This is a genomic window from Candidatus Magnetaquiglobus chichijimensis (genome assembly GCF_045865675.1).
Classification (GTDB): Bacteria; Pseudomonadota; Magnetococcia; order Magnetococcales; family Magnetaquicoccaceae; genus Magnetaquiglobus; species Magnetaquiglobus chichijimensis.
Window position 1 is genome coordinate 313,789 of the sequence record NZ_BAAFGK010000001.1, and the last position, 15,876, is coordinate 329,664.

Consider the following 15,876-nt stretch of genomic DNA (forward strand, 5'->3'; position numbering starts at 1 on the left):
GGTGGCGCGGCGTCGGGTTCCCGGTCCGTGAGCGGCCTGGGGGCATCGGTTCGGCGCGTGCTGCTGGCGTGGGTCGTTCTGTTTCTGGTCGTGCCCGTCGGGGTTGCCGAAGCCCGTTTCCAGGACGACTTCAACCGTCCCGACTCGCGGGATCTCGGGCCTGGCTGGACCCACGCCCCCACCCAGAACGACTGCCCGCAGCCCAAATCCGCCGCCAGAAAGCCCGCCCGCGCCAAGGAGCCGGCCCCCCGGAGCGACGACGAGGAGGCCGATGCCCCCTACGACGACATCTCCCGCGAGATCGAAAAAAAAGCCGGCAAGAAGCCGGGCAAGCCTGCCGCGAAAAAGTCCCAATCGCCGGCCAGCGACGGGTTTCCGGGTGCCCGCGCGACCATTCGCGACGGGATGCTCTTTTTCAAGTACACAGAGAATCAGGATGCCCAGATGGTGCAGCGGGAGTTCCCTCGCGTCCTGACCCGGCTGAGCTATGATTTCACCCCGCTGTATGCCATGGGTGGCACCGAGGATCGCGCCTGGATCGGGGTGCGTCTCTTCTATCTGGATGCCAACGATCTGATCCTGGGCGAGATTCGCCACTTTTATCACCAGTCCGAGTTTCCGGAAAAAGAGAATCTCCCCACGGTCCACACCATCGCCCAGAAGGGGAGCTTCGATGGCACCCCACGCCGGGCCGACATCGATGCCGAGCGCATTCTCGAACAGCGTCTGCGCGGCGTGGACCGCAAGAAGATCGTCAAGACCCGCGTGTCGTTCGAGGCGGCCACCGGTTTGTGCGCCTCGTCGGTCGAGGCCCAGGTGGATAACGTGGTCGCCAGCTTCGGCGAGGGGGCGGAACCGTTCCGTGTCACCCGTGCCATGCTCATGGAGATCGTCGATGCCGGGGTGGAGCGGTTCGGCAAGGAGCGGGCCGGCTTTCCGGGCAACTGGAAAAGCGCCATGCTCGACCGCTACGGCAAGCAACCCATGACCGACTGGCTCAACGAATTTCCCTCCGACCTGCGCGGCGATCCGCTGCGTCTGGTCGATCATCTCGGGCAACGCTACGGCCTGACCGGACGCGAGGCCTGGCTGGCCGGTTTCTCCCTTCATCAACTGTTGTCCGCACCGTGAGCAGGATTTGGAGCGGGGGCGGGAAACGCCCGTTTTTGTCGGCCCTCGGGCTGCTTGCGATCCCCTGGTCGCTGTTGGCCGCCGAGGAGATGGTGCAGTGTTCCGACGGCAAGGGGGATCCCCAGCTGTTCCGTCGTCAGGAGTGTCAACCGCTCAAGGATCCCACGGTTCCGCGCCCGCGACCGACCGCAGACCCCGCCACCGGGGAGCAAGGGAACAATTCGCCGGTCGGCGTGCCGGAGCTTGGGCCGGACCCGGGTGGTCCGGACGGCGATAACCCGGCACAGGCCTCCGCCAGGCCCAAGGTGGTCACCAGGATTCCCGGCCCCTGGCATGTCACCGAGATCCTCGTTCCCTCCAAGGGCGAGGTGGCCAAGGGGTATGCCCCATCCGCCATCATCAACGGACGGCACATTCTGGTCGGCGAAACCGTCGATGGCGGCGTGGTCGGATCCATCGCCCGCGATCGCGTGGTGATTCGCCACGAGGGCCGGGAGACCGTGGTCCCGTTTGACCAGACCACCCATGCCGCGCTACCCGGACGGGTCGGCGTGGTCCCCTTGAAACGCACCGCCTCGGGCATCTATCTGGTCAAGCTGCGCATCAACGACAATCCGGAGTTCGAGGCGGTGGTCGATACCGGCGCCTCGGAGCTCGCCCTGCCCGCCGAGGTGATCCGTTGGCTGGTGCGCACCGGTTCGTTGCGTCAGGAGCATTTGATCGGCAAGGGAAAGGCCGTCATCGCGGATGGCAGCGAACACGATACCCGCCATCTGCTGCTCACCAGACTGCGGATCGGGGATATGGAGCTTAAGGGGGTTCCGGTCATCGAACTTCCTGAGAAAAAAGAGAAGTCAGAGGATGGTGGGGACAAGGGGGACAAGGACAAGGGGGCGAAACCTGGCCTTGGTGGACCAGGGGAGGCGGACAAGAAGAGCAAGGAGGAGAAGATCGATCCCGACGCGCTCCTGCGTCCCCTGTTCGGCATCAAGACCCTCGAGCGTCTGGGACGCTGGCGGATTGACCAGGGCGCGGGTCAACTCATCGTCGAGCGCTAGCCGTGGCCAACCGGGAGAAATCCCAGACGGAGCTCCGCCTTGGGGCCTGCAAGGGGATGCGTTTGGCCAGATGCTGCTCCGCGTGGACCTGGAGCAAGACCAGCAGGGCAATGATGTGGTACGGCAGGTCGAAATAGGCCATGCCCAGGAAGATCCCCGCAGTATAATAACTGATCAGACTGACCTGTAGCATGCCCGCCAACTCTCTGGCCCAGAGGAGTTCCGGATCCCGCCGCGTCAGGCGGGCGATTCTGCGTCCGGACAGCAGGGCCGAGATGTGCAGCGCCGCCCAGATGAAAAAGCCCACATATCCCTGTTCCGCCAACACCTCGAAATAGATGCTGTGTGCTGCGCGGCGTTGCACGCCGGGCAGATAACGGTCAAAGGCGCCCTGATCGTAGACCTTGAATCCCCCTCCCAGGATCGGACGGTCGTTGGCGACCGCGATGGAGAATTTCCAGGCGTCGAAGCGACCGGTCACGGATTTGTCGCGGGTGATTTCGGTGTCGCTATGCATCATGTACTGAAGAATGGTCATGGCGGTTGACTTTTGACTTTCATTGAGCTGTTCGAAATGGATGTTTCCTTGACTTGATGTGTTGATATTGACCTGTTTTGGCAACTTAAGATCTGTATCGGTATGAGTTCCGAGGGTTGACACGATCGAATCAATTACTTGATTCATTCGATTGTGCCATTGCTGCGGCATGAACTGATAGATGATGGGTGCGCATGCCATGAAAAAGGCCAGAAGAATGAACCTGCTTCGGGTTTTCAGAAACAGGGAGATGCTCAAGATCATGAGTCCCAGAAAACCACCGCGCGAATAGCTTCCCAGTACGGAAACGAAGGAGAGGAGAAAGGAGGCGATCAGAATGATGCGCAGATAGAGTGATTTGGTTTGAGATGTCAAATAATAGATCAGTGGAATGGTCATGAGCATGGCCAGCGCGAAGCTGTTGTTGTCCACGAAGAAAGAGTCGGTGGGGCCCATGACCCGGAAGTGTCCGCCGGAACGAATCGTGAAGAGTCCGCCCTTGACGCCGTAGAAACCGATCGAGATCGTGATGATCAGGACGAGCAGCATGAACTGTCGGCGCGTTTTGACCAGGATCAACGTTGAGAAGACCAGGAGCTGGATCTTGAAGAAGCGATCGAACTGGATCTCCGCGGCGCCGGACTGAATGGCGAATTGGGTGGTAATGAAGGTCCAGAGGGTGAAGACCGCCAGCAGGATGATGGGGAGTCTCCAGGGGATCTTGCCTTGGATGGTGCGCCGGTTGACCAGGATGCTGATGATGGTGATGGCGGCCACGATCAGGTTGAAGCGGAAGTTGTAGGCAAAACCCCAGGTGAGGCGGTGGGGGTTCATATAGCTGAACCAGGTCCAGAGCATCAGGCCGACATAGGGTCGGAACAGGGCGACCGGCAGCAGCGCGAAGACGAACAGCAGGAGCGCGATGTCTCTCATGGCGCGGATCGGTCCCGGGTGCGGAGAGGGTGAGGGATCGAGGAATCTCCGCGGGCGATCAGCCGTTCGTAGAGGGGTTGATAGCGGCGCGCGCTGGCGAGCCAGGTGCGCTCTTCGTTGGCGAAGCGTCGCGCCTGTTCGATGACGGCGGGCCAGGAGGCGCGATCGGCGAGCAGGGCGATGACGGCATGGGCCAGGGCGGTGGAATCGCCGGCGGGAAAGAGAAAGCCGGTGCGTTGATGGGAGATGAGTTCCTGGTGACCCCCGACGTCCGAGGCGAGGACCAGGCGACCCGCGGCCATGGCCTCGAGGGGTTTGAGCGGGGTGACCAGGTGGGTCAGGCGCATCGGCAGTCGTGGGAAGAGCATCAGATCGACCATGGCCAGACAGTTGGGGATGACGCTGGCAGGCAGGCGTCCGGTGAAGTGGACGTGGGTGTCGAGCTGGAGTTCACGGGTACGTTGGCGCAGGCGGGCCTCCTCGGGGCCGCCGCCGACGAGCAGCAGCAGCACGGAGGGGCGTTTGGCGCGGATGGCCGGCATGGCCTCGAGCAGCAGTTCGAGTCCCTCGTAGGCGTAGAAGGAGCCGATGTAGCCGAGGATCTCCCGGTTGCGGGTGTCGAGTTCCGGGAGATCGAGTCGTTGGGGATCGGTCGGGATGAGGAACCGTTCGACCTCGACGGCATTGGGGATGGTGGTGATTTTTTCCGGCGGGATGCCGCGGGCGATGATGTCGCGTCGGAGCCCTTCGCAGATGACGGTGATGGCGTCGGCTTGGCGCATGACGTGGGTTTCGAGCCGGCGGGTCAGGTGGTAGCGGGCCCCCTGGGGGTGCGAGGTGCCATGGCTGGCGGCGGCATCTTCCCAGAAGGCGCGGATTTCGTAGATGACCGGAAGGCCGAGTTCCCGTCCCACGGCGAGCGCCGCCAGGCCGTTGAGCAGCGGCGAGTGGGCGTGGAGCAGATCCGGTTTCTCGGCGCGGGCGATCTCGACAGCTCTTTTCTTGAGAGCCGCCACCATCACCATCTGTCCGAGCAGGGGGATTCTCGCGGCCAGGTGGGTCGGGGTTGGGGTCCGGTGAAAGATCACCCCATCGACCTCTTCGCGCGGGGAGTCGGGCGGGGTGGGATGTTTGGGACTCGTCAACTGTATGGTTTGCCAGCCAAAAGCCTGCTGTTGGCGCAGGATGGCCAGGGTTCGCGAGACATAGCCGCTTTGCAGCGGCGCGGAGTGGTCGAGGAGATGCAGGATGCGCATCGTGGTACGGCCTTCACGCCGTTGAGGCGGTTGAGGTGGAGGTCAGGGCGTGCGGCGGGTGGTGGAACGGGCCGATCGTGCCTGGTCGCGCTTCAGACGCCTTCGCGCGGCGGTGCGGGACGGAGGGCGGAAGGTCTGGTCCGGGCTGGGGCATGGAGTCGTCTCGAGAACCGGGGATGGAGGTGATTGGCGAGGCCTCCTATCTTGTATTAATCCTGGATGGGGGTCAACCGTTGATGTTCCCGGTGGGCGACGTGGTGAAGCCGCGCCAGACGGCGCGTGGTTCACGGCTGGGAGGCGTTTTCGAGGAGGCGGATCACCTGCGCCCACCAGGGCGGGGAGAGGGTGCGGGCGGGGAGCGCGGGCCGGTCGCGCCACTCTGGGAGCGCGGCGCGGATCGAGACCGCCCGATAGCGGTCGGGGTGGGCGTCGATGAGTCGGCAGAGACGCGCCAGGCGGGATTGATGCAGGCGGTGGGCCGGGTAGCCGGGATCGGCCCCCGCCAGATCCCGTGGGTGGATCAGAATCACCACCGGGGAGAGTCGTGCGTGCCGGGCCTGTTCCAACAAGGCGCGCATCTCCCACCAGGATGTGCCGGTCAGGGTCAGGGCGCGCCAGGGACGCGACAGACGCGGCAGACGGGCGTGATGGCTGAGCACCGGCAGTTCCAGCACGCCGTCGATGCGGTGCAGGCCGTTGGCCAGCCGCAATTCCGGCTCTTCGGGCATGAAGATGCCGATGCCGATGTGCGAGGCCGCGGGCATGCCCATGGCCGCCATCACCCGATAGAGTTGCCGATCGACGCGCAGTCCACCGGCGCGCAGTGCCACCGGGGGTTCGACCCCCCACTGACGGAATCGGGCCCGACCGTCCTGGATCCAGCGGGTGAGTTCGGTCACCGTGCGTCCGTGACAGTTGTCGTTGGGGCGCTCCCGACCCAGCCGCTCGCGCCAGTCGGGGTGGCGGAAGAACTCCCAGCAGGGGTGCAGATGGAGCTGCACGTCATGACCGGCGGCCTGGATCCGTTGGACGATCCGTCCCATCGGTTCCGGACCGAACCAGGTGGACTGGAGCGTTTCGCAGAAGAAACTGGCCACCAGATGGTGTTCGGCCAGGGTGTCGAGCAGTCTGCCCAGACCTTGTTCGCGTCCCGAGCCATCCGGGCACAGAACGTTCTCCTCACCCAGGGGGGTGGCGTCCGGCAGGGTGAAGGCGCCGTGGATGCTGAACTCCACATCGACGGTGAGGAGAATCTCCAGGGGGGGTGGCGCGTTCATCGGTGACTCCGGTCGAGGCGGTCGGCGAGCCAGTCGCGCAGATACCAGAGGGTGACGCGCGGGTCGTCGCGCCGGAAGATCTCGTCGCGCCACAGCAGAAATCCCGTCAGGAGGTCGCGCCAGGTGCGCGGCAGACCGGAGGGGTCGTGCGCCAGGTCGGGATCCTGGCGCGCCATGGCGAGCAGCAGTTTGGTGAGCGCCAGCCGGTTGCAGACCACCCCGTCTTGCGGCGTGCCGGCGGCGGGCGGGTAGGGCAGCACCCCGTGGGCGCTCAACAGCAGGCGCGGCTCGTCGAAGCCGAGGAGATGCACCTTGCCGGTGGTGCCGCCCAGGCGACCGTTTACCTCCAGAAACCAGGGCGTGGCGTCGCGGGGATCGAGGAGCAGTTCGAAATGGAGGCAGCCATGCAGGCCCGCTCCCTGGCAGAAGGCGGTACAGGCGGCACGCAGGGATGGATCGAGGGGCGCGGGTTCGAGGGTGAGGGTGACCCCTTCGAATTTGCGTCGCACCAGGAAGGCCGCCAGCGCGAACGGTGTGCCGTTGGCGTCGGTCGCGGCGTGGATCACCAGGTTGGGTCCGTCGATGAAGGGTTGGAGCAGCACGGGCCGGTCGAGTTTCCGGAAGCTCCCCAGCCAGGTGGTCAACGCCGCGGGGGTGTGGAGGATCTTGATCTTGAACATCGGTTCCGCACTGCCGGAGCCGTCCGGACGGGCCACGACCGGGAAGGCCCCGGCGGGAATGAGTGGCAGGTGGTCGCGGTCGGCGTGCCAGGTGGGCAGCACGGCGAAACCGCACGCGCGGGCCAGTTCCGCCTGGCGGCTTTTGGCATCGAGAAAATCGAGCGACCGCTGGGAGGGGAGCCACAACGGGCAGGGGAGTTCCGGTTCGATGGCGCGCAGGAGCCGGGCATCCCCTTCGCCCAGGCAGGTCAGGCCGGCGCAGCGGTTGGCGGTGAGAAAATCCCGCAATCGGGTCTGTCCGGCGGATGTGCGCAGGGCGTCGCGGGGGATCGGCAGGTGGTGACCGGGCGTGCCGGGCCAGCCGGGGGTGCCGTTGCCGGGCGTGAGATGGACGAACAGCGGTTGCAGTCCCAGTTTGCGCCAGGAGCGCAGGCAGGTGAGTTGCGCCGGTCCCAGGGGACCGAGCACGCCGGGTCGTGCGGACTCGGGGGGAACGGTGGGTTGGGTGATGGTCACGAATGCCGGATTTGGGGTCTCCATGGTCGAGACTATACCCTGGGAGTCATCCGTGACTCAAGAGGGTGGACCATTCTCTTGCCAGACAGCCGACGCGGGCCATTCATGGCCCGCCAAATTGCGCAGCAATTTGAGAGCACGAATCGATTTTTTCGATTCGTGCAGGTTTGCTGATGCCATTTATGGAATCACCAGACAGCCTCTGAGTGTGGGCTTGGCATTTTGGTCGGCATTCGTTAAGATCGGAGGGCAAGGGGTTTTTGGGCGGCGCTTCCGGATCCCGCTGGTTGCAGGGATCGCGGGAACCGCGAGAGCAGGGGGCATGGGTGCCGGGGATCCTGAACGGTTCCTTTCCCGGATTGATGGACACGCGAGTCGAAACGGATGCACGAGATCTTCACGGAACTGGACCAGGACGGCTCGATCAACGCCTATCAGCAGGCCGCCAACCGCCTCGCCGAGGGGGGCGGATGGGGTGGACGCCCCCTGACGATCGCGCTGCTCTCCTCGTTCGTGGTCAATCCGTATCTGCCCACCCTGACCGTGGAGGCGGCACGATTCGGCTTCGAGGCGCGCTGCTGGGTGGCTCCGTTCGACAACGTGATCCAGGAGTTGATCGATCCCGCGAGCGCCACGGTCCGGGGAGGGTACGACGTGGCGCTGATCATGCGCACCCTGCATGCCGCCTGTCCGCCCCTGGCGACCCGGTTTCTCGCCCTCTCCCCCCAGGAGGTGGATCGACTCATCGCCGGGCAGGTCGAGGAGTTGGTGACGGCGCTGCGACGGTTCCGCGAGCAGACCGCCACCGTGGTGATCGTCCACGGTTTTGCCCTCCCGGCCCATCCGCTCCTGGGCATCCTGGAAGGGTCGGTGGAGAACTCCCAAACCGAAGCCATCCGCCGTCTCAACGCCGCGCTGAGCCGGGAGGTCCGCGCCATCCCCGGTGTCCATTATCTGGATCACGACCGCGTGTGCGCCCGCGTCGGACATGCCAACAGCCAGGACGATAAATGGTGGTACATGGCGCGAGCCCCCCTGTCGGCCCGTCTGATGCCGGAGTTGGCACGGGAACAGGCGATCTTCTTCCATGCGCTGTGGGGTCGGGTGCGCAAATGTCTGGTCCTGGACCTGGACAACACCCTGTGGGGCGGGGTGATCGGCGAGGATGGCATGGCCGGCATCGCCCTGGGTCATACCGGTTTGGGCCTGGTGTTCCGGGAGTTCCAGGAGAGCGTGCTGGCGCTGCATCGACGCGGAGTGCTGCTGGCCATCGCCAGCAAAAACAACTTCGACGACGCCTTCGCCGTGCTGCGCGATCACCCGGAGATGGTGCTGCGTCCGGAACTGTTCGCCGCCATGCGCATCGACTGGCGACCCAAGCCGGAGAATATTCTCGAGATCGCCCGGGAGCTGAACATCGGCGTCGATTCCCTGGTCTTCTGGGACGACTCCCCCCAGGAGCGACTCTGGATGCGTGCCGCGCGCCCGGAGGTGCTCACCCCGGAGTTGCCCACCGATCCCATGCTTTATTCCGAACGGTTGCGACGCCTGGGGGTGTTCGACAAGCTCTCCCTGACCGGCGAGGATCTCAAGCGCGGCGAGATGTATCGCGATCAGGCCCGCCGTGACCAGTTGCGCGCCGGAACAGACTCCCTCGAGGCCTTTTATCACGGCCTGGCCATGCGCGTGACCATCCAACCCGCAGAGGAGATGACCTTTGCCCGGGTGCTGGATCTGATTCACAAAACCAATCAGTTCAATCTCTCCACCCGGCGCCACGACGCGCAGACCCTGCGCGGCTTCCTCGCCGATCCGGCGTGCGGGGTGTTCGCCATGCGCGTTGCCGACAAATTCGGCGACAACGGCCTGGTGGGGGTGGCCATCGTCCGCCATGCCGGGGAGATGGTCGAACTCGATACCCTGCTGATGAGCTGTCGGGTGATCGGACGAACCGTGGAACGGGCCCTCCTGACCCATCTGTTCGCGTGGTCCCGGCAACGGGGCGCGACCCGCATGGAGGCCGATTTCATCCCCACGGCCAAGAATCAACCCGTGGCGCGATTCTTGCCTGAACATGGCTTCACCGAGATGAGCCGGAACGGGTCGTCAAGCCGCTGGGCGTGCGACCTGACCACGGTCACCCTCTCCTGGCCCGATTACATCGAACGAGGTATGGCATGAGTCACGCTCCACACGATGCGCGCATGTTCAAGGTGCTCTCCGGGGTGTTGGGCAAGAGCGTCGAAGAGGTGGCGCGTCTGGCCGAACGGCAGGAGCCGCATGGGGAGTCGTTCTGGGACTCCCTGCAACACATCAACATCATTCTGGGTCTGGAGGCGGAGTTCGGAATTCGCTTCGAGCTTCTCGAGGCGGTGGATCTCAAGACCGTTCCCCTGATTCGCACCAAACTGGCCGCCCTGATCCGGTGAGTCGGCGGAAGTTCTTCGTCGTTCACCCGTTGATCGACTCTTCGAGGTCTTCTTGATCATGTTCTCCTGGCTCAAGGCACGCAGCCCGGAAGCGCGGCAGACGCGCCCAGGCGTCCGCGACCGCTGGGGTGGCTGGCTCTCCGTGGCGCTCATCCTGGCGGTGATCCTCGTCCCGCCCGCCCTGATCCGTACCCAGCGCGACCCCATCCGCTTCGACGATCATCATCTCCGGCAGCTCCAGGCCCTGCAACCCGAATACGTCTTCGTCGGCTCCTCGACGCTGCTGTCGCGCATCGATCCGGAGTGGATCGGCGCCCTGCGACCCGGTACCCGCGCCTACCTGCTCGGCGAGCTGGGAAGCATGAGCGCTCTTTGGTATCTGTGGGTGAAAAATTCGCTGCTCCCCTCCGGCGTCCGGCCCAAGGCGCTGTTCATCCATTTTCGCGACACCGAGTTGACCGATCCGATCGACGAGACCGGTTCCGTGACCGGCCAGGAGAAGATCGCCCGAAATCGGGTCGGGGACGAGGCGCTGTTCGATCGGGTGATGGGCCATCACAAGGGATGGATCGGGCGTCTGCGCGAGGGGTTGCTGGGACTCTATCCGATTCAGGAGACCTGGCGCCAATCCGGACTCTGGCTGATCGACGGGATCGGTTTTTTCGCCGCCTCTCCGGAGTACCGGGCCTATCTGCACAAACGATTGTTTGGATCGGAACCGGTCACCTCGAGCGAGGCCGCGGCCATGGTCGCCCAGCGGGAACATTTCAAGCGGCAATTGGCCGAGGGGATCTTTTCGACGGCGAATCAGCGGGTGCTCAAGGGGAAAAGCGGGGTGTCGGGAGGCGAGGAGGAACGGTTGCTCTTTTCCGCGCGACTGGAGCACTCCTTTTTGCCGGAGTTGATCCGGCTGGGCAAGGAGGTGGCCTCGCGTGTCGTGTTGGTCCGCATCGAGTCGCGACCGGCCATGGACGAGACCCGACATGGGGAGAGCGGACCCTTGCGTGCCTATATGGCTGACCTGCGGGAACATCTGACCAGGGAAGGGGTGGAGCTGCACGATTTCAACGACGAGCGGGCTTTCAGGTTTGAGATGTATCTGGATGGTGGGCATATCAAGCCCGAGTTCAGGCGTTTTTACACGGAACGCTTCGTCGAGCGGCTCGCGGAGGTGTTTCGATGATCTTCCACAGCCTCGATTTTCTGCTCTTCATGCTTTTCGTGCTGGCGGTCTACTGGCAGTTGGGACGACGCGCGCAGAATCTGTTTTTGTTGGGGGTGAGCTATTTTTTCTACGGTTATGTGCATCCCTGGTTTTTGTATCTCATCTTCGCCTCCACGGTGGTGGATTACCTCTGTGGTCTGACCATGGCGCGCTTTCCGGAGAAAAAACGGTTCGTGCTTTGGTTCAGCATGGTCAGCAATCTGACCTTTCTTGGCTATTTCAAATATTTCGGCTTTTTTGTCGAGAACGTTGCCGAATTGTTGCGACTGCTCGGTCTGCCGAGTTTCACCAACACGCTGGATATTTTCCTGCCGGTCGGGATTTCGTTCTACACCTTTCAGTCGATGAGCTACATCATCGATGTCTATGCCGGCAGGCTCAAGGCACGGGAGAACTTCTTCGAATTCGCCCTGTTCGTGGTCTTTTTCCCGCAACTGGTCGCCGGACCGATCGAACGGGCGATCACCTTTCTGCCGCAAATCGAGAAGGCTCGTTCCATCTCGGCCACGGATGTCCGTGACGCCCTGTTCCTGCTGGTGTGGGGATTCTTCAAGAAGCTGGTGATCGCCGATAACGTCGCCTACATCGTCAACAAACTCTTCGCCCTGGAGGAGACCACCTTTGCCCTGGCCTGGATCGGCGTGTTGGCCTTCGGCGTGCAGGTCTACGCCGACTTTTCCGCCTATACCGACATGGCGCACGGCTCGGCGCGCCTGATCGGCTTTAAACTCTCCCCCAACTTCAACCATCCCTTCATCGCCGCCTCCCCGGCGGAGTTCTGGAAACGGTGGCACATTTCACTCTCCTCCTACATCCAGGATTACATTTTCTTGCCGCTCTTTTTCCATTTCCGGGCGCGCGGGGTGCGATACGGTGTGGAGAAGGGGTTGCTGATCACTTTTTTTCTGATCGGACTCTGGCATGGCGCGGGATGGAATTTCATTGTGTTCGGTCTGTACCACGGCATGCTGGTGATCGTGTATGACCGGTGCAAGGCGGTGACGCCGATTGGCATTCGGGAGAGTCCCTGGATCAGGCCGTTTCAGGTGGTGTTGATGTTCTTTTTCATTCATGTCGGCTTTTTATTGTTTCGAGAGGGTGAAATCGCGTACATTGTGCGCCATCTGAGCCTCTCTCCCTTTGCGACCACCACCGCCTTGCAGGATCGGGCGGCCTGGTTCCTGTTCGGACAGACGCTGCTATGGTCGCTGCCGTTGTGGATCAACACCGCGTATGTGCATGTGAAAGATCATCTGTTCCGCGCACCGGAGTCGCGGATCCGAACCGCCCTGCATCTTCTGGTGTCGGCGTTGATGTTCTATGCGATTCTGGTGGTGCGCGGGGATTCCGAGGCGTTCATCTATTTTCAGTTCTGAACCGCATCCGGTCTGGCATGTGAAGAGTTCCGGTAACGTGCATGATGGGTGGCGAATCCCCTCACCCCCCTTGCCATGGAGCTCCCTTCGGGAGTGCCACGGTAACCATTCAGGATCCCCGCAGGGTCATCACGACTCCGGGATGACGGGTTGGATGCGATTCGTCGCGAGGATGCGGGGGGGACGATCGCCGGATTTGGTGGTTGAAATCGGGCGGGAAATGGCTTAACGTAACCGGTGCAGGGATTGGCATGAACCACCCTTGGTAATGGAACCGTTTCGTGATTCGTATTTTTCGTCACTATCTCCACCGTTGGTCGTTGATGCTGATCGGCATGGAGTTGGCGTTGGCCTCGCTGGCGGTCTATGTCGGCGTGGCGGTCCGTTTTTATGGTATGGATCATCCCGATGAGATCCATACCCAACTGCTGCTCCCCAAGGCGCTCTTTTTTGCCTTTGTGATCGTCACCAGCCTGGCGGCCATGGGACGTTATCAACGGCTGATGAACGAGGGGTTCTCCGGGGAGTTGTTGCAGGTCGGCATCAGCTTCGTGGTCGGTCTGGTGGCCATGAGCATGCTGTTTTATGTGTTTCCGGGTCTGTTCATCGGGCGTGGCGCGTTTGGTTATGCCCTGGTCTTCAGTTTCTGGATGATCGTGGCGGTCCGGTATGTTTTCTTTCGTTTCGTGATCGACACCGATCTTCTGAAACGGCGCGTGATCGTTTTCGGGATGGGCGAGCCGGCCCGTTTGGTGACCCGTGCCGTGATCGACCAGGGGGTCGGACAGTCCGATTGCCAACTGCTGGGATACTGGCCGGTGTCCGGCGAGACGATGCGCGTGGACGACGCCCGGATCATCTGGGATATCCGCGATCTGCCCGAGTACGCCCAGGATCACGACGTGGACGAGGTGGTGATCGCCCTCGAGGAGCCCCTCTCCACCCTCTATCTGGACGAAATCCAGGCGTGCAAGTATCGCGGCATCCGCATCATGGACATCCAGGAGTTCTGCGAACGGGAACGGCACATCATCCTCACCGAGGTCATGGATCCCGGCTGGTGGTTGTTCCACTCCGTGGGATTGTACCGGGAACCCTGGAGCGAAGCGGTCAAGAAACTGTTCGACACCTCGATCAGTCTGCTGTTGTTGTTGATTCTGTCTCCGGTGATGCTTCTGGCCGCGTTGGCGATCTGGATCGAAGGGGGCGGTCGGGGACCGATCTTCTACACCCAGAGTCGGGTCGGGATCGATGGCCGGATCATCCCGGTGTTGAAATTCCGCAGCATGCGCACCGACGCGGAGCAGGACGGCGTGGCGCGCTGGGCGGCGCAAGACGATGCGCGCGTCACCCGCGTGGGTCGGTTCATCCGCAAGAGCCGCATCGATGAGTTGCCGCAGTTCTTCAACGTGCTGCGCGGTGAGATGAGTCTGGTCGGTCCGCGTCCGGAACGTCCCGAATTCGTGACGGAGCTCAAGATCAAGATTCCCTTTTATACCGAACGGCTGCGTGTCAAGCCGGGCATCACCGGGTGGGCGCAAATTCGTTATGGCTACGGCGCGTCGGAGGAAGACGCGGCGGAGAAATTGAAGTACGATCTCTATTATGTCAAGAACCGCGGACTGTTTCTGGATCTGCTGGTGCTGATCCATACCGTGGAGGTGGTGCTGTTCGGCCAGGGCGCCACGGGTCCAAAATCTCGGAATTAGCGAACGGATTGGTTCTTGCATCACCCGTTACATTCCCGACGGGCGGGCGGTTGCCGTTGAACCTCCGGGGGGGCTGTCACGGCAACGGGGATGAGCGATTGCCTCCTCCCATCATGTAAGTTCGTCAAGGCATGGATTGAAGTCGCATGCAGCAGGATTTCGGATTCCGCGATATCTATTTCCAGATGATCTTCTATGCCCGGGGCATGTGGCGGCATCGCTGGCATATGGTCGGTCTGGCATGGTTCGTCTGTCTGTCCGGCTGGGTCTCCGTGGCGGTGATGCAGGATCAATACGTGTCCAGCGCTACGGTCAAGATCGAGGATCCCCGTCAGGAGATCGCCGACTTTCTTTCCAAGACCAAGCAGGTGATCGATGTCACCCGCGAGGCCCATCGGGTGCTTAACAACCTTCTGAGCCAGCAGACCCTTTCGCACGTCGTGCGCGAAACCGATCTGTCGTTTCTGGTCAAAAACGATCAGGAACGCCAGGAGGTCATGAACCAGCTCCGCGTGCAGATCAGTGTCACCTCCACCGGCGACGGTCTCTACCGCATCACCCACCGTCACAACGATCCCAAGATCACCCGTCAGGTGGTGGATGTGGTGCTCGACCGTCTTCCGATGGATACCCTGCCCATCGAAGGGGGTGGCTCGGCGCGCACCGCCGAGGAGTATCTGAAAAAACGGATCGCCGAATACGAGGCCAAGGTGGCCGAAGCGACCCAGAAGTTGCAGGAGTTCAAGAACCGGAATCTCGATCTGATCCCCGAGAAGGATGGGGGATATTACGTGCGCGTGACACGGCTCAACCGCGCCATCGAAGCCCATCAGGCCAAGTTGCACGAACTCGAGCAGAGTCGCGACGAGGTGCGTCGTCAGATGCTGGAAATCGAGAACTCCACGGGATCGCCGACCGAGGAGCAGGATCGCAAGATCGAGGCGCTCAACAAGCAATTGCAGGAGTTGATGAGCAAGCATTATGTCAAGGGTGGACGAAAATTGCCCTTGTACACCGAAAATCATGCCGAAGTGATCGCCCTGCGCAAGGCGATCGCCCAGCAGGATCAGCAGCGCCAGGAGAAGATCAACCGTCTGCGCGCCAGCGCGGATGATGGCACCTCCTGGGAGTTGGAGGCCAATCCGGTCTATCGCAATCTCAAATTGACCGCGAGCAAGCTCGAGGTGGAGCTGACCAGCGCCCGTGTCCGGCTGACGGAGACCGAGGCCCATCTGAAACGGTTGCGGACCCAGGAGACCACGCTGCCTGCCATCGAGAACGAATACAATCGTTTGCAGACCCGCCTGTCGATGATCCAGGAAGAGATGGCGGCGATGTTGCAGCAGGAGACCAAGGCTCGGGAACGCGGTGAACTGGAGGAGGATCTGAGCCGTTTCGTGCGCTTCAAGGTGATCGATCGTCCGCAGGTGCCGCGCAAGCCGGTGGGACCGAATCGACCGCTCTTCTCCACGGTGGTTCTGGTGGGTGGTATTCTGGCCGGTCTGGCGTTGTCGCTGTTCTTGTCGGTGATCCGTCCGGTTTTTGACAGCCCGGCCTCGATGAAGCGCGTTCTGGGTCTGCCGGTGTTGGGCATGGTGTCGATGGTGGATGAAGGGGTGGGCAGCCGTTGGGCCCGTTCCAATGCGGTGTATGGCATGACGCTGATCGGTCTGTTCGTCCTGTACGCGTGCGTGCTCTATTTCGTTCCCATCTTTTGATTCTGGTCGGTTCGCGATTTATTGCCGGTG

General features: G+C 62.4%; 12 protein-coding genes. 8 read left to right on the forward strand and 4 right to left on the reverse strand.

Going from position 1 to position 15,876, the window contains the following annotated elements; translation table 11 throughout:
• Positions 1 to 27 precede the first annotated feature (27 nt).
• The gene (locus ACOY6C_RS01070; RefSeq protein WP_420903625.1) at positions 28 to 1,131 is read left to right on the forward strand and encodes a hypothetical protein; all 1,104 of its coding nucleotides are present in this window, start codon (positions 28 to 30) and stop codon (positions 1,129 to 1,131) included.
• Positions 1,132 to 1,166: 35 nt separating this feature from the next.
• Complete coding sequence (locus ACOY6C_RS01075; RefSeq protein ID WP_420903626.1) at positions 1,167 to 2,189, forward strand: aspartyl protease family protein; 1,023 nt, start codon at positions 1,167 to 1,169, stop codon at positions 2,187 to 2,189.
• On the opposite strand, the gene ACOY6C_RS01080 is transcribed toward ACOY6C_RS01075, so the two are convergent.
• The 4 genes from ACOY6C_RS01080 to ACOY6C_RS01095 form a co-directional block, all read right to left on the reverse strand.
• Positions 2,173 to 3,660 (reverse strand): putative O-glycosylation ligase, exosortase A system-associated, encoded by a 1,488-nt coding sequence (locus ACOY6C_RS01080; protein WP_420903627.1) that lies wholly within the window; start codon positions 3,658 to 3,660, stop codon positions 2,173 to 2,175. The two genes, ACOY6C_RS01075 and ACOY6C_RS01080, sit on opposite strands and share 17 nt — an antisense overlap.
• A complete protein-coding gene (locus ACOY6C_RS01085; RefSeq protein ID WP_420903628.1) occupies positions 3,657 to 4,916 on the reverse strand; it encodes a TIGR04063 family PEP-CTERM/XrtA system glycosyltransferase in 1,260 nt (419 codons plus the stop codon). Before ACOY6C_RS01085 ends, ACOY6C_RS01080 begins: the two co-directional genes overlap by 4 nt.
• A 284-nt stretch (positions 4,917 to 5,200) precedes the next feature.
• Positions 5,201 to 6,193, reverse strand: coding sequence for a polysaccharide deacetylase family protein (locus tag ACOY6C_RS01090; protein WP_420903629.1), 993 nt, complete (start codon positions 6,191 to 6,193; stop codon positions 5,201 to 5,203).
• Positions 6,190 to 7,413, reverse strand: a complete 1,224-nt coding sequence (locus ACOY6C_RS01095; protein WP_420903630.1) for a hypothetical protein — start codon at positions 7,411 to 7,413, stop codon at positions 6,190 to 6,192. Before ACOY6C_RS01095 ends, ACOY6C_RS01090 begins: the two co-directional genes overlap by 4 nt.
• 360 nt (positions 7,414 to 7,773) lie before the next feature.
• Between ACOY6C_RS01095 and ACOY6C_RS01100 the strand changes: the two genes are divergently transcribed.
• The 6 genes from ACOY6C_RS01100 (at position 7,774) to ACOY6C_RS01125 (ending at position 15,846) form a co-directional block, all read left to right on the forward strand.
• Positions 7,774 to 9,570 (forward strand): HAD-IIIC family phosphatase, encoded by a 1,797-nt coding sequence (locus ACOY6C_RS01100; RefSeq protein WP_420903631.1) that lies wholly within the window; start codon positions 7,774 to 7,776, stop codon positions 9,568 to 9,570.
• On the forward strand, positions 9,567 to 9,818 hold the full coding sequence (locus tag ACOY6C_RS01105) for a hypothetical protein (RefSeq protein WP_420903632.1): 252 nt from the start codon (positions 9,567 to 9,569) through the stop codon (positions 9,816 to 9,818). The genes ACOY6C_RS01100 and ACOY6C_RS01105 overlap by 4 nt, the downstream gene beginning before the upstream one ends.
• Positions 9,819 to 9,870: 52 nt before the next feature.
• A complete protein-coding gene (locus tag ACOY6C_RS01110; RefSeq protein WP_420903633.1) occupies positions 9,871 to 11,001 on the forward strand; it encodes a hypothetical protein in 1,131 nt (376 codons plus the stop codon).
• Positions 10,998 to 12,419 carry an MBOAT family O-acyltransferase gene (locus ACOY6C_RS01115; protein WP_420903634.1) on the forward strand — a complete coding sequence of 474 codons (1,422 nt, stop codon included), beginning with the start codon at positions 10,998 to 11,000 and terminating at the stop codon, positions 12,417 to 12,419. The genes ACOY6C_RS01110 and ACOY6C_RS01115 overlap by 4 nt, the downstream gene beginning before the upstream one ends.
• Positions 12,420 to 12,700: 281 nt before the next feature.
• A complete protein-coding gene (locus ACOY6C_RS01120; RefSeq protein ID WP_420903635.1) occupies positions 12,701 to 14,128 on the forward strand; it encodes a TIGR03013 family XrtA/PEP-CTERM system glycosyltransferase in 1,428 nt (475 codons plus the stop codon).
• A 146-nt stretch (positions 14,129 to 14,274) separates the two neighbouring features.
• The gene (locus ACOY6C_RS01125; RefSeq protein ID WP_420903636.1) at positions 14,275 to 15,846 is read left to right on the forward strand and encodes an XrtA system polysaccharide chain length determinant; all 1,572 of its coding nucleotides are present in this window, start codon (positions 14,275 to 14,277) and stop codon (positions 15,844 to 15,846) included.
• The last annotated feature ends 30 nt before the right edge of the window (positions 15,847 to 15,876 follow it).